22 protein-coding genes and 1 tRNA gene are annotated in these 22,178 nt (G+C 71.5%); 15 read left to right on the top strand and 8 right to left on the bottom strand.

Features of this window, described 5'->3' with window-relative positions:
• Window positions 1-8: 8 nt before the first annotated feature.
• The 3 genes from MICNX66_RS16810 to MICNX66_RS13555 all read left to right on the top strand — a co-directional run bounded on the left by MICNX66_RS16810 (window position 9) and on the right by MICNX66_RS13555 (window position 3,538).
• Window positions 9-1,169, top strand: coding sequence for an acylneuraminate cytidylyltransferase (locus MICNX66_RS16810; protein WP_232089090.1), 1,161 nt, complete (start codon window positions 9-11; stop codon window positions 1,167-1,169).
• A 93-nt stretch (window positions 1,170-1,262) separates the two neighbouring features.
• Window positions 1,263-2,135 carry an N-acetylneuraminate synthase family protein gene (locus MICNX66_RS16805; RefSeq protein WP_197971849.1) on the top strand — a complete coding sequence of 291 codons (873 nt, stop codon included), beginning with the start codon at window positions 1,263-1,265 and terminating at the stop codon, window positions 2,133-2,135.
• Window positions 2,132-3,538 (top strand): DUF6716 putative glycosyltransferase, encoded by a 1,407-nt coding sequence (locus MICNX66_RS13555; RefSeq protein WP_187662298.1) that lies wholly within the window; start codon window positions 2,132-2,134, stop codon window positions 3,536-3,538. The genes MICNX66_RS16805 and MICNX66_RS13555 overlap by 4 nt, the downstream gene beginning before the upstream one ends.
• Window positions 3,539-3,545: 7 nt before the next feature.
• On the opposite strand, the gene MICNX66_RS13550 is transcribed toward MICNX66_RS13555, so the two are convergent.
• Window positions 3,546-4,373 carry an SDR family oxidoreductase gene (locus MICNX66_RS13550; RefSeq protein WP_187664219.1) on the bottom strand — a complete coding sequence of 276 codons (828 nt, stop codon included), beginning with the start codon at window positions 4,371-4,373 and terminating at the stop codon, window positions 3,546-3,548.
• Between the two features lie 220 nt (window positions 4,374-4,593).
• Between MICNX66_RS13550 and MICNX66_RS13545 the strand changes: the two genes are divergently transcribed.
• Both MICNX66_RS13545 and arfB read left to right on the top strand, forming a co-directional pair.
• Window positions 4,594-4,669: transfer RNA gene (locus MICNX66_RS13545), tRNA-Met, on the top strand.
• 38 nt (window positions 4,670-4,707) lie between these two features.
• A complete protein-coding gene (arfB, locus tag MICNX66_RS13540; protein ID WP_187662297.1) occupies window positions 4,708-5,148 on the top strand; it encodes an alternative ribosome rescue aminoacyl-tRNA hydrolase ArfB in 441 nt (146 codons plus the stop codon).
• Here the strand turns inward: arfB and MICNX66_RS13535 are convergent.
• On the bottom strand, window positions 5,114-5,779 hold the full coding sequence (locus MICNX66_RS13535; protein ID WP_187662296.1) for a TetR/AcrR family transcriptional regulator: 666 nt from the start codon (window positions 5,777-5,779) through the stop codon (window positions 5,114-5,116). The genes arfB and MICNX66_RS13535 overlap by 35 nt on opposite strands.
• Before the next feature lie 70 nt (window positions 5,780-5,849).
• Between MICNX66_RS13535 and MICNX66_RS13530 the strand changes: the two genes are divergently transcribed.
• Window positions 5,850-7,133, top strand: a complete 1,284-nt coding sequence (locus tag MICNX66_RS13530) for an MFS transporter (RefSeq protein ID WP_232089089.1) — start codon at window positions 5,850-5,852, stop codon at window positions 7,131-7,133.
• 31 nt (window positions 7,134-7,164) lie between these two features.
• On the opposite strand, the gene MICNX66_RS13525 is transcribed toward MICNX66_RS13530, so the two are convergent.
• From MICNX66_RS13525 to MICNX66_RS13515, 3 genes are all read right to left on the bottom strand, one after another.
• On the bottom strand, window positions 7,165-9,237 hold the full coding sequence (locus tag MICNX66_RS13525) for a bifunctional lysylphosphatidylglycerol flippase/synthetase MprF (protein WP_187662295.1): 2,073 nt from the start codon (window positions 9,235-9,237) through the stop codon (window positions 7,165-7,167).
• A gap of 49 nt (window positions 9,238-9,286) precedes the next feature.
• A complete protein-coding gene (locus MICNX66_RS13520) occupies window positions 9,287-9,940 on the bottom strand; it encodes a DsbA family protein (protein ID WP_187662294.1) in 654 nt (217 codons plus the stop codon).
• 64 nt (window positions 9,941-10,004) lie between these two features.
• Window positions 10,005-10,430, bottom strand: a complete 426-nt coding sequence (locus MICNX66_RS13515) for a hypothetical protein (protein WP_187662293.1) — start codon at window positions 10,428-10,430, stop codon at window positions 10,005-10,007.
• Window positions 10,431-10,504: 74 nt separating this feature from the next.
• Between MICNX66_RS13515 and MICNX66_RS13510 the strand changes: the two genes are divergently transcribed.
• Genes MICNX66_RS13510 through MICNX66_RS13500 form a run of 3 tightly spaced genes read left to right on the top strand, consistent with a single transcriptional unit; the run spans window position 10,505 to window position 13,378 of the window.
• Entirely contained in the window at window positions 10,505-10,855 is a 351-nt protein-coding gene (locus MICNX66_RS13510; protein WP_101848410.1) for a PLD nuclease N-terminal domain-containing protein, read from the top strand.
• 14 nt (window positions 10,856-10,869) lie between these two features.
• Entirely contained in the window at window positions 10,870-12,519 is a 1,650-nt protein-coding gene (gene menD / locus MICNX66_RS13505) for a 2-succinyl-5-enolpyruvyl-6-hydroxy-3-cyclohexene-1-carboxylic-acid synthase (RefSeq protein WP_187664217.1), read from the top strand.
• Window positions 12,520-12,535: 16 nt separating this feature from the next.
• Window positions 12,536-13,378 carry a polyphosphate kinase 2 family protein gene (locus MICNX66_RS13500; RefSeq protein ID WP_187662292.1) on the top strand — a complete coding sequence of 281 codons (843 nt, stop codon included), beginning with the start codon at window positions 12,536-12,538 and terminating at the stop codon, window positions 13,376-13,378.
• A gap of 12 nt (window positions 13,379-13,390) precedes the next feature.
• On the opposite strand, the gene MICNX66_RS13495 is transcribed toward MICNX66_RS13500, so the two are convergent.
• Complete coding sequence (locus MICNX66_RS13495; protein WP_187662291.1) at window positions 13,391-14,641, bottom strand: isochorismate synthase; 1,251 nt, start codon at window positions 14,639-14,641, stop codon at window positions 13,391-13,393.
• 55 nt (window positions 14,642-14,696) lie between these two features.
• Here MICNX66_RS13495 and MICNX66_RS13490 point away from each other — a divergent pair, with 55 nt between their 5' ends.
• Genes MICNX66_RS13490 through MICNX66_RS13465 form a run of 6 tightly spaced genes read left to right on the top strand, consistent with a single transcriptional unit; the run spans window position 14,697 to window position 20,651 of the window.
• On the top strand, window positions 14,697-15,260 hold the full coding sequence (locus MICNX66_RS13490) for a hypothetical protein (protein WP_187662290.1): 564 nt from the start codon (window positions 14,697-14,699) through the stop codon (window positions 15,258-15,260).
• Entirely contained in the window at window positions 15,257-15,976 is a 720-nt protein-coding gene (locus MICNX66_RS13485; RefSeq protein ID WP_187662289.1) for a class I SAM-dependent methyltransferase, read from the top strand. Before MICNX66_RS13490 ends, MICNX66_RS13485 begins: the two co-directional genes overlap by 4 nt.
• Before the next feature lie 43 nt (window positions 15,977-16,019).
• Complete coding sequence (locus tag MICNX66_RS13480; protein ID WP_187662288.1) at window positions 16,020-17,081, top strand: polyprenyl synthetase family protein; 1,062 nt, start codon at window positions 16,020-16,022, stop codon at window positions 17,079-17,081.
• A 56-nt stretch (window positions 17,082-17,137) separates the two neighbouring features.
• Entirely contained in the window at window positions 17,138-18,511 is a 1,374-nt protein-coding gene (locus MICNX66_RS13475; RefSeq protein ID WP_187662287.1) for an FAD-dependent oxidoreductase, read from the top strand.
• Window positions 18,512-18,571: 60 nt separating this feature from the next.
• Window positions 18,572-19,603, top strand: coding sequence for a hypothetical protein (locus MICNX66_RS13470; protein WP_187662286.1), 1,032 nt, complete (start codon window positions 18,572-18,574; stop codon window positions 19,601-19,603).
• 37 nt (window positions 19,604-19,640) lie between these two features.
• Window positions 19,641-20,651: an alpha/beta hydrolase gene (locus MICNX66_RS13465; protein WP_187662285.1), complete on the top strand. Its 1,011-nt coding sequence runs from the start codon at window positions 19,641-19,643 to the stop codon at window positions 20,649-20,651.
• Here MICNX66_RS13465 and MICNX66_RS13460 read toward each other — a convergent pair.
• Both MICNX66_RS13460 and MICNX66_RS17075 read right to left on the bottom strand, forming a co-directional pair.
• On the bottom strand, window positions 20,642-21,274 hold the full coding sequence (locus MICNX66_RS13460; RefSeq protein ID WP_187662284.1) for a GntR family transcriptional regulator: 633 nt from the start codon (window positions 21,272-21,274) through the stop codon (window positions 20,642-20,644). The two genes, MICNX66_RS13465 and MICNX66_RS13460, sit on opposite strands and share 10 nt — an antisense overlap.
• A gap of 569 nt (window positions 21,275-21,843) precedes the next feature.
• Window positions 21,844-22,176, bottom strand: coding sequence for a helix-turn-helix domain-containing protein (locus MICNX66_RS17075; protein ID WP_187662283.1), 333 nt, complete (start codon window positions 22,174-22,176; stop codon window positions 21,844-21,846).
• Window positions 22,177-22,178 lie beyond the last annotated feature (2 nt).

Here is a 22,178-nt window from a genome sequence, read left to right as displayed (position 1 = left end):
GACATGACATGGACGAGCGCCTGCAGACGACGGTGGCGATCATCCCCGCGCGGGGCGGATCGAAGCAGATCCCGCGGAAGAACCTCGAGCGTGTGGGGGGCGTCCCCCTCGTCGCCAGAGCCGTGCACGCTGCGCGGGCGGCGGCGTGCTTCGACCTCGTGATCGTCTCGACCGACGACGACGAGATCGCCGTGGCGGCCGAGGAGGCGGGCGCGCGGGTGATCCGGCGGCCGGTCGAGCTCTCCGGAGACACCGCGACCTCGGAGGCGGCGATCCTCCATGCGCTCGATGAGCTGGAGCGCGAGGGTGAGCGGTTCGAGGTCGTCGCGTTCCTGCAGGCCACCTCGCCCTTCCTCCCGAGCGCCGCGTTGGCCGATGCCGTCGCCGAGGTGCAGCAGGGAGAGTCCGACAGCGTCTTCTCCGCCGTCGAGACCTACGGTTTCCTCTGGCGCCGGGGGGTCGACGGCACGGCCGAGGCGATCAACCACGAGGCCGGCCACCGCCCTCGCCGCCAGGACCGAGAGCCGCACTATCTGGAGACCGGAGCCTTCTACGTGTTCCGGGTCGACGGATTCCGCGCCCACCGCCACCGCTTCTTCGGGCGGATCGGGATCGCCCCCGTGTCCGAGGAGACCGCGATCGAGATCGACGATGCCGCGCAGCTTCAGGCCGCACGGGCCCTTGCCGTTCTGCATGAGAGCCCGGTGCGGATCCCCGTCCGCGCCGTGGTCACCGACTTCGACGGGGTGCATACCGACGACACGGCGATCATCGACGCGGATGGCGGAGAGCGGGTGCGGGTCAGCCGGGAGGACGGGATGGGCGTCTCGCTCCTGCGGCGGGCGGGGGTGCCGATGCTGATCCTTTCTACCGAGGTGAACCCCGTGGTGCGAGCCCGAGCCGACAAGCTCCGCGTCCCCGTCCTGCACGGGATCGCCGACAAGGAGGCCGCGCTGCGGCAGTGGGCGCAGGAGCAGGATGTGGCGCTCGCCGACGTCGCCTACCTCGGTAACGACGTCAACGACCTTCCCGCCATGCGGATCGTGGGCTGGCCGGTCGCCGTCGCGAACGCCCACCCGCTCGTCCGTGCGGAGGCGCGCGTCGTGCTGGGGAGGCGAGGCGGCGACGGGGCCGTGCGGGAGCTCGTCGAACGGGTGTTGTCGAGCTGACCGCCCCCGGTAACCGTCCGGTCGATCGGTGTTCACCCGCGGCCCGTACTCAGGAAGGACGGGGCGGTTGACCGTTCGACGACCGGAGGAATCATGACTGTCAGCATCGGATCGCACGTGATCGGCGGCGGCCGTCCCGCCTACGTCATCGCGGAGATCGGCCTCAACCACAACGGCGACGTCGACATCGCCAAGCGCCTCATCGACGTCGCGGCCCGAGCCGGCGCGGACGCGGTGAAGTTCCAGAAGCGCACGCCCGAGATCTCCACCCCGGAGCACATGCGCGACGTGCCGCGAGAGACGCCGTGGGGCACCATGAGCTACCTCGACTACCGGCGCCGAGTGGAGTTCGGCCGCGACGAATACGTCGAGATCGGCGACCACGCGACGATGCAGGGCCTGGACTGGTTCGCCTCGCCGTGGGACGTGCCGAGCGTCGCCTTCCTCGAAGACCTCAACGTCGTGGCGCACAAGGTCGCGTCGGCGAGTCTGACCGACACCGAGCTGCTCGTCGCGCTGCGCGAGACCGGGAAGCCGGTCATCCTCTCGACGGGCATGTCCACCATGGAGCAGATCGACCGCGCGCTGGACACGCTCGGCACCGACCGTGTCGTCCTCATGCACGCGACCTCGACCTATCCGCTCGAGCCCGAGGAGGCGAACCTGCGGGTGATCGCGACCCTGCGGGACCGCTATCCGGGGATCCCGGTCGGCTATTCGGGACACGAGCGCGGCCTGCAGATCTCCCTCGCCGCGGTCGCGATGGGAGCCGTCGCCGTGGAGCGCCACATCACCCTGGACCGGACGATGTGGGGTTCTGATCACGCCGCATCCCTGGAGCCCGGGGGCCTGGAACACCTGGTCCGCGACATCCGTGTCATCGAGAGCGCGGTGGGCGACGGCGTCAAGCGCGTCTTCGACAGCGAGCGGGCGCCGATGGCGAAGCTCCGCCGCGTGCCCGCATGACCGCCGGCGCCGGGATGCGCGTCGTCGCCATCGCGGACGCCGACTCGTTCGTGAAGTGGGCGGCATCGTTGCTGGGGGCCGTGCCCGACCTGCGATCGCAGCTCCTGCTGGTACGCACGCCGTTGACGGTGAGCGCCGCGCAGCAGGATGCGGCGCTGGCGGGCACCGGCTTCGGCGCCGCCGACGTCACGCGGCTCGACTTCGAGCGCGTGGCCGGATGGCTCGAAGTCCAGCGCCCGGACGTGGTGCTGCTCGCCGGGCGGGGACCGTTCGTCCGCCTCCTGGGCCGAGTCGTCGATGCATTGCGGCACCGTCCGGTGACCGTCTCGGGGCTCCCCGGCATGGCGATCCCCGCCCAGCGCGGGGCGCTCGACTACCGGCGACACACCGACCTGCTGATCGTGCACTCGCACCGCGAGCGCCGTGCCTTCGCCGAGCTCGGCGAGCGCATCGGGGTGCGGACGCCGCTCGCTCTGGCGACCCTGCCCTTCGCGCGGGGTCGCGAGCGGTGGAGTGGCAGCCGTCTCCGGGAGTCCGCGGCGGCCGGAGTGCTCTCCGGGGGTGCGGGCGGCATCGCTCTGGCGGAACGTCCTGTCGACGGAACACCCGCGGCGGTCCGTCGGCCCGGGGCGACGGACGTCGTCTTCGCCGCGCAGGCCCTCGTGCCCCGACGGCCGGAGGAGCGCGCAGCGATCGCCGCCATTCTCGTGCGCGCCGCGGAGGCCGATCCGTCGCGCCGGGTGGTCGTCAAGGTGCGGTCCCGGCCGGGGGAGGCCGAGACCCACCTCGACCGTGATCCGTACACCCGTCTCTTCACGGCGGGCCGCCCGGCGAACCTCGTGTTCTCGCACGCGCCGATGGCGACCGCGCTCGAGTCCGCCGCCGGTCTGGTCACGGTGAGCTCGACGGCGGCGGTCGAGGCGCTGGCCCACGGGGTCCCCGTGATCGCGCTCGACCGCTTCGGGGTGCACAAGAGTCTCCTCAACACGGTCTTCATCGGCAGCGGTCTGCTGGGCGGCGCGGGCGAGGTCGTCGCCGGCCGGTTCCGCCACCCGCACCCGTCCTGGCTCCGCGACAACTACTTCCACCCGGAGGTGGAGTCGGACTGGTGGGATCGGGTGCAGGAGCTCGTGGCGCTGCGTCGGGCCGGGGCCCTGCCGCATCGACGGGTGCCCGCGGCCCGGGGCGGGGCGCTGCACGAGGCCTGGCATCGCGCGAGCGTGCTCGGCCGCGCGGACCGCTCCCTCACCGGCCGCCTCGCGCTCGCCGCAGGCGTGCCTGCGACGCATGCGCTCTCCGCCCTGCGTTCGGGCCGCCACCGGTCCGCCCAGGACACCTGGGCGGACCCGACCACGGACTACACGCTCGAACCGAACCCGTTCCGGGACTCGATCCGCCGCTGACCTGCGCTCAGACCGTGCGCCAGTCGTGGCTCTCGATCGCCGCGCCCGCCTGCGGTCCCATCTGCAGCATGCCGCCGTCGATCACGACCGAGGCCCCCGAGATGTAGGCGGCCTCCGGCGAGGCGAGGAAGGCGATCAGCGCAGCGACCTCGCGGGCATCGCCAGGGCGTCCGAGCGGGATGCCGGGGCGGTCCTCGGCGTGCGGGTCGGTGTCCGTCTGCCCGGTCATCGGGGTCGCGATCTCACCCGGGGCGACGCTGACGGCGCTGATCCCGTACCGGCCGAGCTCGAGCGCGAGGTTCTTCATGAGCCCGCCGAGGCCGTGCTTGGCCGTGTCATACGCGCTCGCCCCCACCATCGGCTGGTGCTCGTGCACGCTGGTGACGGAGATGAGTCGTCCGCCCCGACCTGCGGCGACCATCGACCGGGCGGCCCGCTGCAGGCAGACGAAGGCTCCGGTGAGGTCGGTGTCGAGCACCCGGTTCCACTCGTCGAGCGTCACGTCGAGGAACGGGGTCTGGAGCCCGGCGCCGGCGTTGTTGACGAACACGTCGACGCCGCCGAGCTCCGCGATCAGCCCGTCGATCACGTCGCCGCAGGCGGGGATGTCGGAGACGTCGAGCTGGGTCACCACCGCCCGGGCGCCGTGACTGCGCACCTCGTCCGCGGTCTCCTGGGCCCCGGCCTCGTCGCTGTGCCAGGTGATGCCGACGTCGATGCCCGCCGCGGCGAGGGCCACGGCGGTCGCGCGGCCGATGCCGGAGTCGGCCCCGGTCACGATCGCGCGGCGGGCCTCGGCCTCCAGCCGCGCCTGCGGATCCCCGGCCTCCGCCATCGGCGTCGGGGTCTTGTCGTTGTGCTGAGATTCGGACATGTCGGCCTCCTGCTCGGACGTCATCGGTGCGAGCGACGGTACGGGGAGGGTCGGGAGTGGTCGAACCGGTTGACGACGAGCGGCGGCGACGCTAGCCGTCCGCGTCATCCGGCGACTCATGGCGTTATCCCAGGGAACGGTCCTGGTGGGAAGGATCACGGCCGGGTAACGTCATCCCCATCGCGGCGATCCGGGCGGTCCCGGGCCCCGGCTCATATCCGGAGGCGTTGCGGGTTCGACTCCCGCCGTCGCGTCCACTCGGCGCTCGCGGCCGTTCATCCTCGATGATGGAGGCATGCCTTCCGCCCCTCGCCCCGGACTCCGCGTCTCCGCGGGTCTGACGATCCCGGAGGCCGAACTGTCGTGGCGTTTTTCGCGATCGTCGGGGCCGGGCGGTCAGGGCGTGAACACCACGGACTCCCGGGTGGAGCTGGTCTGGGATGCGGCGAACTCCGCGGCCCTGTCGCCGACGCAGCGCGACCGGCTCCGGGAGCGGCTCCGCGGGCGCCTGGTCGACGGTGTGCTGACGATCGCCGCGTCCGAGCACCGCGCGCAGCTGCGCAATCGGGAAGCGGCCAGAGAACGGCTCGCTGCGCTCGTCGCGGAGGCCGTGCGTCCGCCGGCGCCGACGCGGCGGGCGACGAAACCGAGTCGAGGGTCGAAGGAGCGTCGGCTGACGGCGAAGCATCGCCGCACCGACGTCAAGAGCCTGCGGCGGCGCCCCCGCGAGGACTGAGGTCCGCGGATCTCTCTTCGCTCCGCGAGCCGGCGAGCTGCTCCTCGATCGGGGCCCAGCCGTGTTCGAGAAGGGCCGAGCCGGCGTCGAGCACGCTCTGCTGATCGTCGCTCTCGGTGACGAGGATCTGCATCTGCAGGACGAACCGCGCGTACACGCGGACCTCGGGGGTGGGGGCCGGGATGTCGAGTTCGTCGGCGATGGCCTCGGCGAGCGCGTCTTCGTGGCGCAGCCACATCTTCGACGCGTAGTCCCGGAGCGCCGGCGTCTCGTTGAGGAAGCGCAGGAAGATACGGGCCACGTCGTCGCCGTGCTCATCGAGGTTGGCGGCGATCTCGGCCGCATAGAAGTCGTGGATGGCCTTGTTGATCGTCACACCGGTCGACCGGCCGCGCACGGCCGAGACGAGGCGGTCGCGCTGCTCGTCGTCCTCGTCGAAGACCAGCGCCTCCTTCTGCGGGAAGTGGGCGAACACGGTGGTGGGGGAGACATCGGCGGCGTCCGCGACCTCGCGGATGCTGACGTTGTCAAACCCGCGCTCCAGGAACATCCGGGTGGCCACGTCGGAGATGTTCTTGCGGGTCGCGGCCTTCTTGCGCTCGCGGCGACCCAGGGGCGGGGGCGTCGTCATGCGGCCATCCTATCGTGAACTCGACCAGAAAGTGTATTGACACCAAAACCGGTATCACTACACTTTCGGTATGACTTCACCTCCTTCTCCCGTTCGCGGCGCCGGCCGCGCGTGGGTCATGCTCGTCGTCCTGACGATGCTCACGGTCATCGGCATGACCGTCGTCCTGCCCGTGCTGCCGTTCGTCGTGCTGCAGTACGTCGCGCACGAACACGACCTCGCCCTCTGGGTCGGGGTGCTGGAAGCGGTCAACGGGCTGTGCGCCTTCCTCGCCGCCCCGCTCCTCGGGCGGCTCTCCGACAGGTTCGGACGACGACCCGTCATCATCGTCGCGGCGTTCGGCGCGGCCTTCTCCATGGCGCTGTTCGGCGTGGGCGGGGCGATCTGGGTGCTCGTGCTCGCCCGTGTCATCCAGGGGCTGACGGCCGGAGACCTCCCCGCCCTGTTCGCCTACCTGGCCGACATCACGCCGCCCGAGAAGCGCGCGCAGCGCTTCGGCCTCCTCGGCGCACTGACCGGCATCGGCACCATGATCGGTCCCGCCATCGGCGGTCTGCTCGCCGCGATCGATCTCCGTCTGCCCGTCTTCCTCACTGCGGCGGTCGGCCTCACGATCGCGATCCTCAGCATCTTCCTGCTGCCGGAGAGCCTGCGACCGGAGAACCGCATCGCGCGGATCGCCCTCCGCGACGTCCAGCCGTTCGGGGTGTTCCGCACCGCCTTCGGCCGCCCCGAGCTCCGCGGGCTGATGATCGCGTTCGCGCTGCTCGCCCTGCCGTTCGGATTCTTCGTGAACAACTTCAGCGTCCTCGCCCTCGACGCCATCCAGTGGGGACCGACGCAGATCGGCCTGCTCACGGCAGGGGTCGGCATCATCGACATTCTCATTCAGGGCGTGCTGCTCGGCATCCTGCTGCCACGGATGGGGGAGCGCGGCGTGATCGTCAGCGCCATCGTCGCGCAGGCGATCGGTCTCGCCGGTCTCGCGATCGTGGCCTCGCTGCTCGCCCAGCCGTGGCTCTTCATCGTCGGCGCGCTGATGCTCGCCGCCGGTCAGGGCGCTGCCCAGGCCGCGATGGACGGCGCGATGTCCAACGCCGTGGGCGACGACGAACAGGGCTGGCTCGGAGGTGCCACCCAGTCCCTCAACGCCGCGATGAGCACCGTCGCCCCGTTGATCGCGGCCGCCCTCTACACCGCCGTCAGCCATGCCGCGCCGTACTGGCTCGGCGTCGGGATCATGGTCGTCGCCGCGCTCGTCGTCGCGCGGGCGCACATCGCGAACACGGCGAAGCGTCCGGCCGCGGAGACTCGGGATGGCGTCGCCGGGGAGGTGGCCGAGGCGCGGGCCTGAGTCCGGCGACGCGCGGGCCCGGGCGCGAGGATCAGTGCTCGCCGCGGACGAGCTCCAGCCCGGCCCCGGCGAACTGCCGCAGCGTGGCGTCGGGGAGGAAGGCCCGGGTGAGCGCTCCGCCGATGCGGGTGAGGTCGCTCTCGTCGCGGAAGAGGAGGTACATGGTCTCGTAGCGGGGGTGGAACTTCTCCTTGAAGCGGTGCAGCGAGCGGAAGCCGTACACGGGCTCGAGCGCATCGGCGAGCCGGTCGCTCAACGCGGCGATCACACCGGCGTCCGGCGGGTAGTCGTGCGCGAGGGGAGCGCCGGAGAGTGACATGAACTCGGCTCCCTCCTCCGAGAACTGCTGCGCGGAGGCGCCGATCAGATACTCCATCACCGGTCCGAAACCGCCCTCGCGACGCCGCATGAGGTCGAGGGTCCAGCCGCGGACCACCCCGCCCTCCCCGTACACGGGCAACCACGAGAGGAAGCCGTCGACGTCGCCGTTCGGAGCGATCGCGAGGGCGAGCCGCACCTCGGGGTCCTCCGCCTCCTCCAGGGTTCCCAGGGTGAACCGCATCTCCGGAAGGTCCTTGTCGCCGACCCACGCCTCGGAGATCCCACGGAGCTGCTGACGGAGGCCCCAGGTCTCCGCCGCCAGGTGGGTGAGCCGGAAGGTCATCTGCTCCCGCCCGGCCCGGTTGAGCGATGTGCGCACCGGCTGCCAGCGTTTGCCGGTGAAGGTGAGGCCGGGAAGGTCGACGATCGTGTCGTCCGCCACCACGAGGCTGCGCCACGTCTCCGGGATTGCCGCCCTCGTCGCCTCGTCCGCGCTGAAGAAGCAGGGGACGAGTCCGGCGTCCTCGGCCGTGCGGATGAAGTCACGGACCGCGGCGGACCGGGACTCCGCAGGGCCGATCGGATCGGCGAGGGCCAGGGCGACGCCGTTGCGGCGCTGGTACGCGACGATCCCGCCGTCCACGCGGGCGTAGCCGTTGCCCTCCCATGTCGTCATCCAGGACAGGGTGCCGCCGCCGTGCGCCCGCAGTTCGCGCCGGAGTTCGTCTCCGGTCGGGGCAGGCTGCCGGCCGAGCGCGGTCGAGCGGCGCGCACGGAAAGCCCGGCGTACCGCGATCAGATAGGTGAGCACCAGCGCCCAGAGGATCCCGGTGGCGAGCGTGAGTTCGGTCTCTGCGTCGATCACCGTCTCGAGCTGCGCCTCGCTCGTGAGGATGATGAGGACCAGCACGAGCGTGGCGGCGAGCACGTTGAGCGGGCCGAGGATGACGGCGACGACCCACGCCCAGCGGCGACCGCGCCGCAGGCCGTTCGCGATGAAGAGGATCACCGCGACGTCGATCGCCGTATCGATGAAACCGCCCGAAGCGGGATCGGTGGGACCGAACGGGCCGTCGGTCGGCACGAGGACCGTGATGATCTCGATGGCCACGAGCGTGAGCACCGCCATCACGGCGATCAGTCGCTGCTCCCGGACGGTCGTGCGCCGCACGCGGAGACTCCGGTCCACGAACAGGATCAGCAGGACCGCGAACAGGTGCTCGAGGTCGGCCAGCTCTCCCCAGAACATCATCGCGACGAACACGAATCCGAGGAGCACCAGCCACGCGCGCACCCGCCAGGGCGGACGGAACAGGCCGACGGCGGCGGCGATGCAGGCCATGGTCCCGCCGGATGCGCCGACGTCGAGGGCCTGCGCCTGAGTCTGCGCCCACGCCCACGGAAGCTGCGATACGAGGAGGAGGAACAGAGCCGTCGCGAAGATCGCGAAGAGCTGCCCGACAGTGAAGTAGGCGAGGGCGACCCGGGTGCCGCGGCGGTGCTCCAGGTAGCCCATGCCCCAGAACCCGGCGATGGTGAAGAGGTACACCCAGGGTTCGTTGACGAAGAACGTCCCCGTGACCGGCGTCCACCACTTGCCCTCGGACAGGCTCGGAAGCCCGTAGGCGACGGCGGGGAAGAGCGCCGAGTCCTCGAACGGCCGCCACAGCCCCTGCCAGATCACGCCCGTGAGCAGGACCAGGCCGATCATCGTCAGCGTCGCCGGCGTGGTCCGCAGGGCCCCGAACAGGAGACGGGCCGACGAGGGGCGCTCCGAGGTCATGCGCTCAGCGTAGAGGTGGGGCCGCCGCACGGCGACCCCACCGACGGGGTCACTCGGCGACGGCCGCCGCGATCGCCTCCTCCAGGTCGTTCCACTCGACGAGTTCGACTTTCTCGCCGTCGACGAAGAAGGTCGGGGTGCTGCTCACGCCCAGCCGCTCACCGTCGCGCTTGTCCTGCTGCACGCGGGCGAGGGTCGCCGGATCGGCGACCGCGGCATCGTACGCGGCCAGGTCGAGCCCGAGCTCCTCGGCGAACGCGCGGAACACCTCGGGCGTCTCCGTCGACTGCTCGCCCCACTGGGCCTGCGTCTCGAACAGACGGTGGAACATCTCCTCGTAGCGGTCCTGCTGTGCAGCGGCCTCGGCGGCCAGCGCGGCCTGCGTCGAGTTCACGTGCCCTGGCAGCGGGAAGTACCGGGTGACGTACCGGATGTCGCCGTCGTAGGTCGCGCGCAGCTCCTCCACGATCGGGTAGAACGCGCCGCAGGCCTCGCACTCGAAGTCGAGGAACTCGACGACCGTGACGGCGTCGGGGCCGCCCTCATCGAGGACGTGGGAGTCGGTGCGGACGGTGGGCAGCTTCTCGCCGGCTTCGGGATCGGGCTTCGCGGGCTGCTGGCTGAGGGCGTAGACGATGCCGGCGACGAGCAGCACGACGGCGACGGCGACGGCGATCAGGGTCGCCTTGACGGGGGTCTTCATGGGGTCTCCAAACACGGGGGATACGACGAGGGGTGCCGCAGACGCGGCCGGGGCCGGCGTCGGATCAGGTGCGGGAGATGGAGAGCTGGACGAGCGAGACCGCGGGGAGGAGCGGGCGAGGGCCGGCGCGGAGGCGTGCGGTCGCCCGGGGCAGGAGACCGCGGAGACGGACGCCGCCGCGGGTGCGCAGGTGCCGGAGGAGCAGGACGAGGGCGACGCAGCAGAGGGCCGCCATTGCGCACGCCGCCGCATCGGAAGCCAGATCGGCCGAGGGGCCATCGACGATCGGGACTCCGGCTGCCGTGGCGTCGGCGGGCTGCGAGACGCCGGGGGCGAGGCACAGGGTCGCATGCGGATCCACCGACCCGTGGGAGGCCGACCACGCACCGACGACGAGGAGGAGCGCGAGGCCGACGGCGATCATGATCCGGCTCGGCAGGATCCGCTCGGCGCGCGCTCGCGGCGTCGGGACGGGGGCGAGGGGCGGCATGTCCCGCGCAGTCTAGCAACGAGGCCTTTGCCGTCTCCGGGCCCGACCGGCCCCGACGTGCCTAGACTGGAGGGGTGGCGAGACTACTGATCATCGGCGGCTTCCTCGCCGCCGTGTTCTGGGTGTACAGCATCGTCGACTGCGCCGTGCAGCCGGCGACGCGGCACCGCGGCGTGCCCAAGGCCGCCTGGGTCGCCATCGTCGTCCTCATCCCCGTCATCGGCGGGATCCTCTGGTTCGTCATCGGCCGTCGCCGGGCGAACGACCAGGGTGTGCCGCGCACCGTCGCCCCGGACGACGACCCCGCGTTCCTCCGCAGCATCAGCAAAGCGGAGCAGGACGCCCGGATCCGTCGCCTCGAGGAGGAGCTCGCGCGGCTCGACGAGGAGACCGACGAGCCGCCCGCCGCGGATCCGCGCCCGTGACCTCGTCGCCGGCGATGGAGGCCGCGGCCTCCCTGTTCGCCGACCTCGTGTCCCACGGCGTGCGTGACGTCGTCCTCTCGCCGGGGTCGCGTTCGCAGGCTCTTGCGCTCGCCGCGGCGGCCTTCGCCGACGAGGGCCCGCTCCGCGTGCACGTGCGGATCGACGAGCGGGTCGCCGGATTCACCGCCCTGGGCATCGCCAGGGAGACCCGCGTCCCCGTCGCGGTCGTGTGCACCAGCGGCACGGCCGTCGCGAACCTCCTCCCGGCCACGATGGAGGCCTTCCACTCCGGAGTGCCGCTGCTGCTGCTCACCGCGGATCGGCCTCCCGAGCTGCGGGGGGTCGGTGCGAATCAGGCCACCGTCCAGGAGGGGCTCTTCCACCCCTGGGTGCGGGCGCAGATCGACGCCGCCGTCCCCGGGGACGGCGACTGGGACGGCCTCGCCGCGCGAGTGGTCGCCCTCGCGCTCGGAGCGGCGGATGCCGAGTCCGGGCTTCCCGGCGTGGCCGGCCCCGTGCACCTGAACCTGCCCTCCCGCGAGCCGCTGTCGGGCGCGATGCCCTCACGCACGCTGACACCGGGGGAGCCGCCGCGGCTTCCGGAGCCGGAGGCGTTCCCGCTGGAGCGCGGTCCCCGGACGGTCGTCCTGGCGGGCGCCGATGCGGGCGCTGAGGCGGAGGAGGTCGCCCACGTCGGCGGCTGGCCGCTCATCGCGGAGATCGTCAGCGGCGCGCGATTCGGGCGCCAGGTGGTCCACGGGTACCGCCGGCTGCTGTCCCGCGACGACCTCGGCGGGCGCATCGAGCGGGTGGTCGTGCTGGGTCACCCGACGCTCAGCCGCGAGGCCGCGCGCCTGCTGTCCCGCGCGGACGTGGAGGTGGTCGCGGTCCGCAAGGGCGGCGAGGAGCTGAACCTCAACCACCGCACGCGCGCCGTCGCGGCCGTCGCGGTCGCGCCGGGGGAGACCGACAGGGAGTGGCTCGGAGCGTGGATGCGGGCCGCCGCCGCCGAGGCCGTGGATCTCAGTGAGAACGCGCCCGACACCGAAGGGCTCTCCTCCACCGACGTCGCCGCCCGCCGCGTCGCCGTGCGCGCGGAACTCGACGCCGTGCGCCGCCCGCTCGACCGCGAGCGCCTCGTGGATGCGGTGTGGCGGGCCACCTGGCCGCACGACCGCCTCGTGTTCGGATCGTCGCGCCTGGTCCGCGTCGCCGACGAGGTGCTCGGCGGCAAGAAGGTCCCCGTGCACGCCAACCGCGGACTCGCCGGGATCGACGGCACGATCGCCACCGCCACGGGCGTCGCGGTCGCGAGCCAGGCCGCCGGGGCGCCGGGTGTGACCCGGGTGCTGCTCGGCGACCTCGCGTTCCTCCACGACGTCGGTGCGCTGCTGTTCCCGAGTGACGAGACGGAGCCGCGCCTCCAGGTCATCGTCGGCAACGACGGAGGCGGCACGATCTTCGACGGCCTGGAGGTGGCGAGCACCGCCCCCTCCGCGCACCTGGATCGTGTGTTCTACACCCCGCACGGTGTCCGCCTGGAGCACCTCGCGCTCGCCTACGGCTGGGAGTATCAGCGGGTCACCACGCGAACCGCTCTCGACCAGGCGCTGACGACGCCGCGCGGCGGTCGCCAGATCATCGAGGTACCGCTGCCGCGGTGACTGGCATCATGTGCGTATGAACGCGCACACCTGGACGCAGAACCTGCGGGTGCGGCCCGGCTTCCGCCTCGCCGACGTCGACCCCGAGAGCAAGCCCGGCTACGACCACGGCAAGTCCCGCGGCACGGCCGACCTCGAAGCGGGTCTCGAGCAGCTGAACGACCTGCAGGAGCGGCTGTTCGCCGAGAGCCGGGTGGGCACGGCGCAGGATGCGGTGCTGCTCGTCCTGCAGGCGATGGACTCCGCGGGCAAGGGCGGCATCGTGCGGCACGTGGTCGGCGGTGTCGATCCGCAGGGCGTGGCGCTGGCGGCGTTCAAGGCGCCGACGGAGGAGGAACGCCGGCACGACTTCCTGTGGCGGGTCGAGAAGCGGCTCCCGGAGCCCGGGTTCATCGGGGTGTTCGACCGCTCGCACTACGAGGACGTGCTCATCGGACGGGTGCGGCAGCTGGCCGATCCCGCGGAGATCGAACGCCGCTACGACGCGATCAACGCGTTCGAGGAGCGCATCGCGGCCTCCGGCGTCCGCATCGTCAAGGTCATGCTGCACATCTCGCCGGAGGAGCAGAAGGCGCGGCTCATGGAGCGTCTGGAACGCCCGGACAAGCACTGGAAGTACAACCCGGGCGATGTCGACGAGCGGATGCTCTGGCCGCAGTACATGGAGGCGTACCAGACCGTCTTCGACCGCACGTCGACGGAGGCCGCTCCCTGGTACGTCGTGCCGGCGAACGCGAAATGGTACGCCCGGCTGGCCGTGCAGGAGCTGCTGCTCGCCGCCCTCGAGGACATCGATCCCCAGTGGCCGGTCGCCGACTTCGATGTCGAGGCCGAGAAGAAGCGCCTCGCCGCGAGCTGACCGCGGCGGACGTCAGGCCAGCGCGTCGACGAGGGGACGGAACTTCACCCGCGTCTCGAGGAGTTCGCTCTCCGGATCCGATCCGGCGACGATCCCGGCCCCGGCGTAGGCGGTGACCGTGATCGCGTCCTCGGCCGTCGTGAACTGTGCGCACCGCAGGGCGATGGCCCACTCGCCGTTGCCGTCCGCGTCGACCCAGCCGACCGGCCCGGCGTAGCGGCCGCGGTCGAACGGCTCGAGCTCCCGGATGGCGGCGATGGCCGTCGGTGTCGGAGTGCCCGCGACGGCCGCGGTCGGGTGCAGGGCGCGCACGAGGTCGAGGGCCGAGCGGCCGTTCTCCAGCTCGGCTTCCACGTCGGTCGCGAGATGGAAGAGGTTGGGCAGCTTGAGGAGGAAGGGCTGCTCGCTCGCCGCCAGCGCCCTCGTGTACGGGCGGAGCGACGCGAGCACGCTCTGCACGGCGTACTGGTGCTCGTCGAGGTCCTTGGTGCTGGAGGCGAGGTGCGCGGACGCGGCGGTGTCCGCGTCGGCATCCGCCCCGCGTCCGATCGTGCCGGCGAGCACGCGGGCGGTCACCGTCCGGTCCTGCACGGTGACGAGGGTCTCCGGGCTCGCGCCGATGAGCCCGTCGACCGCGAAGACCCAGGTGTCCGGGTACCCGGTGGCCAGTGCCCGGACGAGTCGCCGCAGGTCGGAGCCCGCGGGGATGGTGCCCTGGAGGTCGCGGGCGAGGACCACCTTGCTGAGCTCGCCGTCCGCGATGCGGGCGAGCGCTCCCCGCACGGCGTCCTGGTAGCCCTGGGGGCTCTGCGCTCCCGGGCCCACGGTGCCGGCCCAGTGCGGTCCGTACTCCGCGGGCTCGACGGCGCCCGGCGCACGGTCGTCGCTGCGACGGATGCGGGTCTCCCAGAAGCGGTCCCCGTGGCGGCCGAGGATCCGCGACGGGATCACGAGCACGCTGTCGGCGTGCGAGTCCTCGTCGAAGGTGAAGGCCCCGAACGCGACGAGCCCGGTCCCGGGGAGTCGCAGCGGATCGGAGACCGCGGCCTCCGCCGAGAGCCCCTGCCAGAGCGCCGCGAGGGATTCGGCGCGGGTGCGTCCCTCCTCGGCCGGCGGGCGGAGCTCGGCGAGCGGCTCGCCCACCGCCACGATCCCGTCGCCGCGGCGGAACCAGGCGAGCGGGCGGGCGGGGTCCGCGAAGGAGAGGAGGTCTTCGACCGGGTCGATCTCTCGGGTCTCCACGACCAGGGGGGTGTGCTGCACGACTCCAGCCTATTCCGCGGGGCGTCGGCGGAGCCCGCGGACGTAGGGTGGGCGGATGAGCGATGCGCGTCCCGCAGCCGGTGCCGAGATGATCTTCCAGTGGCGCAAGTGGGACGGGTCGCCGCACTGGCGTCACGAGTGCGTGTACCTCGGCGCCGACCGGTGGGGCGACTGGGTGGGGCAGCCCGCCGGCTGGCACAGCGCCCGTCCGGGGGCGGAGTTCCATGCGGCCACGCCCAACGTCACCCTCGTCCCGCCGAGCGCCGACTTCGCGCTCACCGTCAATCGCCGCCACCCCCGGGGCATGCGTGTCTACATCGATCTCGGGTGGGACGTCCGGTGGTCGGACGATCCCCTGCTCGCGATCGGCATCGACATGGATCTCGACGTCGTCCGCGTGGAGGGCGAGCGCGGCACCTGGGTCGATGACCGGGACGAATGGGCGGAGCACAGCGCCCGCTACGGGTACCCGGCCACCGTCATGCGGCATCTGGAGGAGCTGGCGCTCGACCTCGAGACGCGGGTCAGGGAGCGCACGGCGCCGTTCGACGACGCCACGGCCGATCCGTGGCTGGACCGGCTGGAAGCGCTGGAGCTCGCGCCTAGACTGGACGCGTGACCGCGAACGACAAGAACCGCGCCGATCTCGGCAAGGACCCCGCCCGCGTCAGCGGCATGTTCGACCAGGTCGCCGCCGGGTACGACCGCACGAACACGGCGATGACGTTCGGCAACGACGCGCTGTGGCGGGCCGCGACCACCCGCGCCGTCGCCCCGAAGCCGGGGGAGCGCATCCTCGACCTCGGCGCGGGGACCGCGTCTTCCTCCGCCTCCCTCGCCCGCAGCGGCGCGCAGGTCGTCGCGGCGGACTTCTCGCCCGGCATGCTCGCCGAGGGTCAGCGCCGCCACGGAGCGATGCGGAACCTCTCCTTCGTGCAGGCGGACGCCACGGCCCTGCCGTTCGCGGACGAAGAGTTCGACGCGGTGACGATGTCCTACGCGCTGCGGAACGTCAACGACCCGAAGAAGGCACTGCGCGAGCTCTACCGGGTGACCAAGCCGGGCGGCCGCCTCGTCATCAACGAGTTCTCCACGCCGCCCGGGAAGCTCTTCCGCGGGGCCTACCGGTTCTACAACGCGCAGGTGCTCCCGCGCGTGGCCCGCGTCGCCGGCACGAACGGCGACGCCTACGACTATCTGAACGAGTCGATCCGCGACTGGCCCGACCAGAAGCGGCTGTCCGAATGGATCAGGGAGGCGGGCTGGCGCGACGTCGCGTACCGCAACCTCACCTTCGGCATCGTGGCCCTGCACCGGGCTCGCAAGCCCGCGTGACCACGGCGCGAACGGCGGCACCCGACGCAGGTAGGCTGGGACCGTGACTTCGAGCCCCAGCGCCCCGGGTTCGCGACTCGCGAGCCGTCTCGGCTTCAGCGATCGCGTCTTCGTCGGTCCCGCCGCGCGTCGCATCGCCCGCACCATCGAGGACGGACTGGAGCTGGTGGAGACCGGGCTCGCGGACGACGTCCGCGTCGCCGACCCGCTCGCCGACGCCGCCAGCCGCTACCTCTACGAGGCCGGTGGCAAGCGCATCCGTCCCGTGCTCACGCTGCTCGCGGCCCAACTCGGCGACGGGAACACCCGAGAGGTGATCGACGTCGCGAAGGCGCTGGAGATCACGCACCTCGGGTCGCTCTACCACGATGACGTCATGGACGGCGCCGACCGCCGACGGGGGGTTCCCGCCGCGCAGACGGTGTGGGGCAACAACATCGCCATCCTCACCGGCGACATCCTCTTCTCGCGGGCCAGCCAGCTCATGTCCCGCCTGGGTGAGCGGGCCATCCGACTCCAGGCCGATACGTTCGAGCGCCTGGTCCTCGGGCAGATGCACGAGACCCTCGGCCCGCAGCCGGACGACGACCCGATCGCGTTCTACATCCAGGTCCTCGCCGACAAGACCGGTTCGCTGATCGCGGCGGCCACCCAGGGCGGCGTGATCTTCTCGAACGCCCCCGCGGAGTACGAGGAGCCGCTGCGCGCCTACGGCGAGAAGATCGGTGTCGCCTTCCAGCTGCTCGACGACGTGATCGACCTGTCGGCCAAGCCCGAGGAGACCGGCAAGGTCCCGGGGACCGACCTCCGCGCCGGCGTCCCGACCATGCCGTACCTCCTGCTCAAGGCGGAGGACGACGACGCCGCGGCCGATCTCGCCGCCCGCATCGACGACGGCGTGGCCCTCATCGCCGACGGCGCCGACCCCGCCATCCTCGACGGACCGCTGGACGAGCTCCGCGACCACGCCGTCACCCAGAAGACACTCGAGCTCGCCCACGCCTGGACGCAGGAGGCGATCGACGCCCTCACCGCCCTTCCGCGCGGCACCGTGCGCGAAGCGCTCACCCGATTCGCCGAGACCCTCGCCGAGCGCTCCAGCTGACATCGCGCGGGCCGAAGGCCCGGGTGTCTGCCGCGACGGCACACGAAAGGACCTCCATGACCAAGCTGAGACTGGCCATCGTCGGTGCAGGCCCCGCGGGCATCTACGCCGCGGACATCCTGCTGAAAGCCGAGCGCAAGTTCGACGTGTCCATCGACCTGTTCGAGCAGCTCCCCGCCCCGTACGGACTCGTCCGGTACGGCGTCGCCCCCGACCATCCCCGCATCAAGGGCATCATCACCGCCCTGCGCGACGTGCTCGACCGCGGCGACATCCGCCTCTTCGGCAACGTCCGCTTCGGTGAGGACATCACGCTCGACGACCTCAAGAAGCACTACAACGCGGTCATCTTCGCTACCGGAGCGATCCGCGACACGTCGCTGGACATCCCCGGCATCGACGCGGTGGGCTCCTACGGCGCCGCCGACTACGTGAGCTGGTTCGACGGGCACCCCGACGTGCCGCGCGAGTGGCCGCTGGACGCCGCGTCGGTGGCGGTCCTCGGCAACGGCAACGTCGCCCTCGACGTCTCCCGCATGCTCGCGAAGCACGCCGAAGACCTCCTCGTCACCGAGGTCCCCGAGAACGTGTACGAGGGCCTCAAGGCGAGCGCCGTCACGGACGTGCACGTGTTCGGCCGCCGCGGCCCGGCTCAGGTGAAGTTCACGCCGCTGGAGCTCCGCGAACTGGGGGAGCTGCGCGACGTCGACATGGTCGTCTACGACGAGGACTTCGACTACGACGAGGCCTCGAAGGACGCGGTCGCGAGCAACAAGCAGGTCATGGTCATCGACCGCATCCTGCAGTCGTGGCGCACGCGCGACTCCGTCAACAATGCCGGCGGCACAGCATCGCGCCGCCTGCACCTGCATTTCTGGGCCCGCCCGGTCGAGGTCCGCACCGACGAGAACGGCCGTGTCGCGGCCCTCGTGTACGAGCGCACCCAGCCGGACGGCCAGGGCGGTGCGGTCGGCACCGGGGAGCTGCGCGAGGTGCCCGTGCAGGCGCTGTACCGCGCGATCGGCTACTTCGGCTCGCCGCTGCCCGGTGTCCCCTTCGACAAGAAGCACGGCGTCATCCCGAACCACGAGGGCCAGGTGCTCGCGAAGGACTCCAACGATCGCGTGCCCGGCGTGTACGCGACCGGCTGGATCAAGCGCGGCCCGGTCGGCCTCATCGGCCACACGAAGTCCGACGCCATGGAGACCGTCCGGCACCTCATCAACGACCAGGGGTCGTGGTGGCACCCGGAGGACCCGTCCGAGGAGGCCATCCCGGCACTGCTCGCCGAGCGCGGCGTCGCCTGGACCGATCTGGACGGCTGGCACCGCCTCGACGAGCACGAGATCGGCCTCGGCGCGCCCCAGGAGCGGGCACGCGTGAAGGTCGTCCCGCGCGACGAGATGGTGCGCGTCTCCCGCGGCGAGTGAGTCGTGCCGGTGCCGGGGCGTGCTCCCGGCGCCGGGTCCCCGCAGCCCTAGGCTGAGGCCATGCGACCTCGTGCACTCCTGGCCCTCGGCGCCGTGGCCGTGCTCCTGCTGTCCGGCTGTGCGCCCGAACCCGAGGTGAAGCCGACCGGGACGCCGTCGGCCGCGATCACGCCCGCCCCGACGGACGCGGCGGCGCAGGCGCCCACCCCGGCTTTCGACGTGGACTGCGCCGATGTCGAGGCGGCGATGTCGACCGCCGGCGGCGATGTCGGCGGTGAGGTGGCCGAGGTGCTCGGCGTGTGGTCGTCGCCGAGCTGGTACCCCGGTCCGGCGCAGCACATGTTCCAGCGGGCGGGCGGGATCGCCTGCTCGGCGGGAACGGCGGAGCACAACTGGGAGGTCACGATCCTCCCCGGGGCCGAGGAAACGGTCGCGGGCGCGGAGTCGCGCGGCGGCTACTACGGTGAGGAATCCCGCTGCGAGACCGGCGGGTACTGCTTCTTCCAGCTCCTCGACGGCGAGGTGCTCGTGTCGGCGACCGTCGTGGACCCGGAGAAGGGGCCGGACGACACCGCGGCGTTCGAGGAGGCCCTGCGCGCGCTCGGCGCCGCGGCCGTGGCGTCGCTGCGGGAGGTGGATGTGACGGAGAGCCCGGTGGAGGGTGTGGACTGCACGCGGTTCCTCACCGCGACGGAGCTCGCGGAGCAGGTCGACGCCGAGGTGTACGTGGTCGACGCGTTCGGCGGGTGGTCCATCCCGGCCGAGGTCTACCAGGAGCGCAACGGTGCGCGGATCTGTTACTACGCCTCCGGGGACGACGAATACGCCGCGCAGGGGTACATCATGCTCACCACGCTGCCCGGTGGCGCGTGGGCGTTCGACGAGCTCGAGGGCGAGGAGGAGATCGAGGTCGAGGGAGCGGATGCCGCCCGTACCGGCGTCGACGAACTCCGCCGTCCGGTGCTGGATCTCCGCGTGGGCGCGGACTGGCTGCGTCTCACGACGTTCGACGGGTCCGGAATCGACGACCTCGCGCCGATCGCGGCCACCATCGCGGACGACTTCGCCGTGGCCCGTCCCGGCGGACAATGACCGCCGTGGGCTAGCCTGGGCGCGAGGGGGAGGACGCATGGCCGAGTGGGTTCCGGATGTTCTCGGCGATGAGTTCGCCCAGCTCACCCTCGACCTCGGCAGCGACGAGCAGGGTCCTGTGGTCGCCACTCTCGTGCGGGCTCTGCCGACTCCCGTCCCGTGGTGGGAGCGTGCCCGGCGCCGTCGCCCGCTGCTGGAGGGCGTGGACGTGCTGTACGTCCACGGATGGTCGGACTACTTCTTCCAGAAGCGGTTGGCGCGGTTCTGGACGGCTCGCGGCGCTCGCTTCTTCGCCCTCGATCTGCGCAAGTACGGGCGCAGTCTTCGGGAAGGGCAGACCCCGGGTTACATCACCGATCTGTCCACCTACGATGAGGACATCGCCGCGGCCCTGGACGCCATGGGACGCGGCGACGGCGGCGAGGAGAGCGGTCGTCGTCTGATCCTGTTCGGACACTCGACCGGGGGCCTGACACTGAGCCTATGGGCGTCGCGGCATCCCGGTGCGGCCGATGCCCTCGTCCTCAACAGTCCCTGGCTCGAGTTCCAGTTCGCCCCCGTGCGGGCCGCCATCGCTCCGATGGTGGAGTTCCAGGCGCGGATCCGGCCGCTCGACGTCGCGCCGCAGATCGACCTCGGCTACTACACGCGGGCGCAGCAGGAGGTGGCCGACCCGGACGACCCGATGGAGGTCAACACCGCGTGGCGCCCGGTGCAGACGATGGCCGTCTACGCCGGGTGGCTCAACGCGATCCTCTCCGGGCACAAGACCGTCGCGGCAGGTCTGAACATCGCGGCACCGGTCTGCGTGCTGCTGTCGGCGCGGTTCGTTCCCCCGACCCGCTGGTCGGAGGAGCTCACTTCGGCCGACTCCGTTCTCGTCGTCGACGACATCGCCCGCGCAGCCCTGCGGCTGGGTTCCTCGGTGACGGTCGAACGGATCGACGGCGCCCTGCACGACGTCTTCCTGTCCCGGCACGACGCCCGGGAGGACGCCTACCGTCGCCTGCACCGCTGGGTCGTCGGCTGGCGCGCCGCTCACACGTAGTACATCGCGCGGGCGAGACGCTCCGCCTCGTCGCCGTCGCCGCTGCGCACCGCCTCGGCGAAGTCGGCATACACCTCGCGCATGCGTTCGCGATCGCCGGGATGCACGACCCATCCGCGCAGGTTCCGGGTCACGGCCACGGCGACATCGCCGATGAGCATCCGGTGCTGGCGGTTGCCGCTGTGGTCGGCGAGGTAGGCGAAGACCGCCCATCGCGCCCGTGCCGTCGATGCGCCGTCGGCGAGCGAGTCCTGCATCCGTGCGATGAGCTCCAGGACCCGCTCGCGGTGGACGGCGCTGAGTCGCGGCACCGCCATCCGGGCGGTGATCCCGCCCTGATAGCCGGCGAACTCCAGCGACTCGGCCACGACCTGCGGCGTGACCATCGTCACCTCCGTGTACCGGCTCGGGTACATCGTCACCAGTCCCAGGCGCTCCAGGCGCTGGAGGGCTTCGCGCACGGGCGTCCGCGAGACGTGGAGTTCGTCCGCCACGTCGACGTCCCGGATCCGGTCACCCTCGGCGAACTCTCCCTCCGTGATCAGCCGCCCGATGTGGTGGAACACCTCATCCGCCAGCAGCTGCTTGTTCTCTCCGATGCTCTTCGACTCGATCTGCCCCATGGCCCAGCCCCCGGTCGTTCTTGGTCTGCCACCGGCGTCCACTCCCGGGCGGTGAGGGGAGCGACGGTCGCAGGATTGCCGTCATGCCTCCACGGGGGGCCGATCCGCGTGGGGGCGCGCAGCGGGCGGGGAGGCTTGTCATGAACCCGGGACCGGTCGACGTGCGACGCCGGCAGACCCCAGGCCGACGCGAGCTTCGGGGGCCCGCGCCGCTCCCTCCCCTGAGTCGGCGTGGCATCCTCGAAGCGCATCCACCGCGGCGATCGGGTGTCGGACGGGGATGGCGTCGGAGTCGTGACGAGTCACGACCGCTTCCAGTCTCGACGAAGAACACCGATATCCCGATATGCGTTGACCGGAGAAAAGAAGGGGCTCGGGATGACTCCCGAGCCCCGATCGCCGACGCGTGTGACGTCAGCGGTAGTTGATGAACAGTGCCGGGTTGGTTGGTGATCATTGGCGGCTAACGCGCGCGCTGGGATTCCGCGGGATCGGGTGTTGGCAGTGACTGGCAGATGTGGGTCAGATCGGTATGCTTTGCGGACTCAGTGCGGACTGAATCGCATGGTTCATGAAGGCCGGCGACGTCTGAACGAACCTCGTGGTTGGCTCCATGCATCCAGGCTCGGTGCAGACGGCGCCACGATCCCTAAGGGGTGACCACTCCCGAAGTGTTCTGAGAGTGATGCCGAGAGCATGATGTCCTGCGCCGTGATGCCGATGAACGCGGCAACCTTTTCTAGCTCTGCTGTCGTGAAGGGGTATGCGCCGGTCATACGCCCATAGATGGTCGGTCTACTCAGGCCTAAAACGTCGACAAGCTCGCTGGCCTTCTTGTCCGCCCGAGCTAGCTCGGCCCTGACAGCTCCTGCCACCGCGGATTGGAAAGTCTGGTCGCCCATCT

It is taken from the genome of Microbacterium sp. Nx66 (assembly GCF_904066215.1).
GTDB classification, from domain to species: Bacteria; Actinomycetota; Actinomycetes; order Actinomycetales; family Microbacteriaceae; genus Microbacterium; species Microbacterium meiriae.
The sequence above is the reverse complement of the archived record's forward strand: the minus strand, read 5'-3'. Positions and strand labels throughout refer to the sequence as shown.

Excerpts from the sequence above, each read along its gene's own strand:
- MICNX66_RS13530 (WP_232089089.1), top strand. The coding sequence starts at position 5,850 with ATGACTTCACCTCCTTCTCCCGTTCGCGGCGCCGGCCGCGCGTGGGTC.
- MICNX66_RS17075 (WP_187662283.1), bottom strand. The coding sequence starts at position 22,176 with ATGGGCGACCAGACTTTCCAATCCGCGGTGGCAGGAGCTGTCAGGGCC.
- MICNX66_RS16810 (WP_232089090.1), top strand. The coding sequence starts at position 9 with ATGGACGAGCGCCTGCAGACGACGGTGGCGATCATCCCCGCGCGGGGC.
- MICNX66_RS13555 (WP_187662298.1), top strand. The coding sequence starts at position 2,132 with ATGACCGCCGGCGCCGGGATGCGCGTCGTCGCCATCGCGGACGCCGAC.
- MICNX66_RS13490 (WP_187662290.1), top strand. The coding sequence starts at position 14,697 with ATGAGCGATGCGCGTCCCGCAGCCGGTGCCGAGATGATCTTCCAGTGG.
- MICNX66_RS13465 (WP_187662285.1), top strand. The coding sequence starts at position 19,641 with ATGGCCGAGTGGGTTCCGGATGTTCTCGGCGATGAGTTCGCCCAGCTC.
- MICNX66_RS13515 (WP_187662293.1), bottom strand. The coding sequence starts at position 10,430 with ATGCCGCCCCTCGCCCCCGTCCCGACGCCGCGAGCGCGCGCCGAGCGG.
- MICNX66_RS13500 (WP_187662292.1), top strand. The coding sequence starts at position 12,536 with ATGAACGCGCACACCTGGACGCAGAACCTGCGGGTGCGGCCCGGCTTC.
- menD (WP_187664217.1), top strand. The coding sequence starts at position 10,870 with ATGGAGGCCGCGGCCTCCCTGTTCGCCGACCTCGTGTCCCACGGCGTG.
- MICNX66_RS13520 (WP_187662294.1), bottom strand. The coding sequence starts at position 9,940 with ATGAAGACCCCCGTCAAGGCGACCCTGATCGCCGTCGCCGTCGCCGTC.
- arfB (WP_187662297.1), top strand. The coding sequence starts at position 4,708 with ATGCCTTCCGCCCCTCGCCCCGGACTCCGCGTCTCCGCGGGTCTGACG.
- MICNX66_RS13475 (WP_187662287.1), top strand. The coding sequence starts at position 17,138 with ATGACCAAGCTGAGACTGGCCATCGTCGGTGCAGGCCCCGCGGGCATC.
- MICNX66_RS13535 (WP_187662296.1), bottom strand. The coding sequence starts at position 5,779 with ATGACGACGCCCCCGCCCCTGGGTCGCCGCGAGCGCAAGAAGGCCGCG.
- MICNX66_RS13460 (WP_187662284.1), bottom strand. The coding sequence starts at position 21,274 with ATGGGGCAGATCGAGTCGAAGAGCATCGGAGAGAACAAGCAGCTGCTG.
- MICNX66_RS13550 (WP_187664219.1), bottom strand. The coding sequence starts at position 4,373 with ATGGCGGAGGCCGGGGATCCGCAGGCGCGGCTGGAGGCCGAGGCCCGC.
- MICNX66_RS13525 (WP_187662295.1), bottom strand. The coding sequence starts at position 9,237 with ATGACCTCGGAGCGCCCCTCGTCGGCCCGTCTCCTGTTCGGGGCCCTG.
- MICNX66_RS16805 (WP_197971849.1), top strand. The coding sequence starts at position 1,263 with ATGACTGTCAGCATCGGATCGCACGTGATCGGCGGCGGCCGTCCCGCC.
- MICNX66_RS13470 (WP_187662286.1), top strand. The coding sequence starts at position 18,572 with ATGCGACCTCGTGCACTCCTGGCCCTCGGCGCCGTGGCCGTGCTCCTG.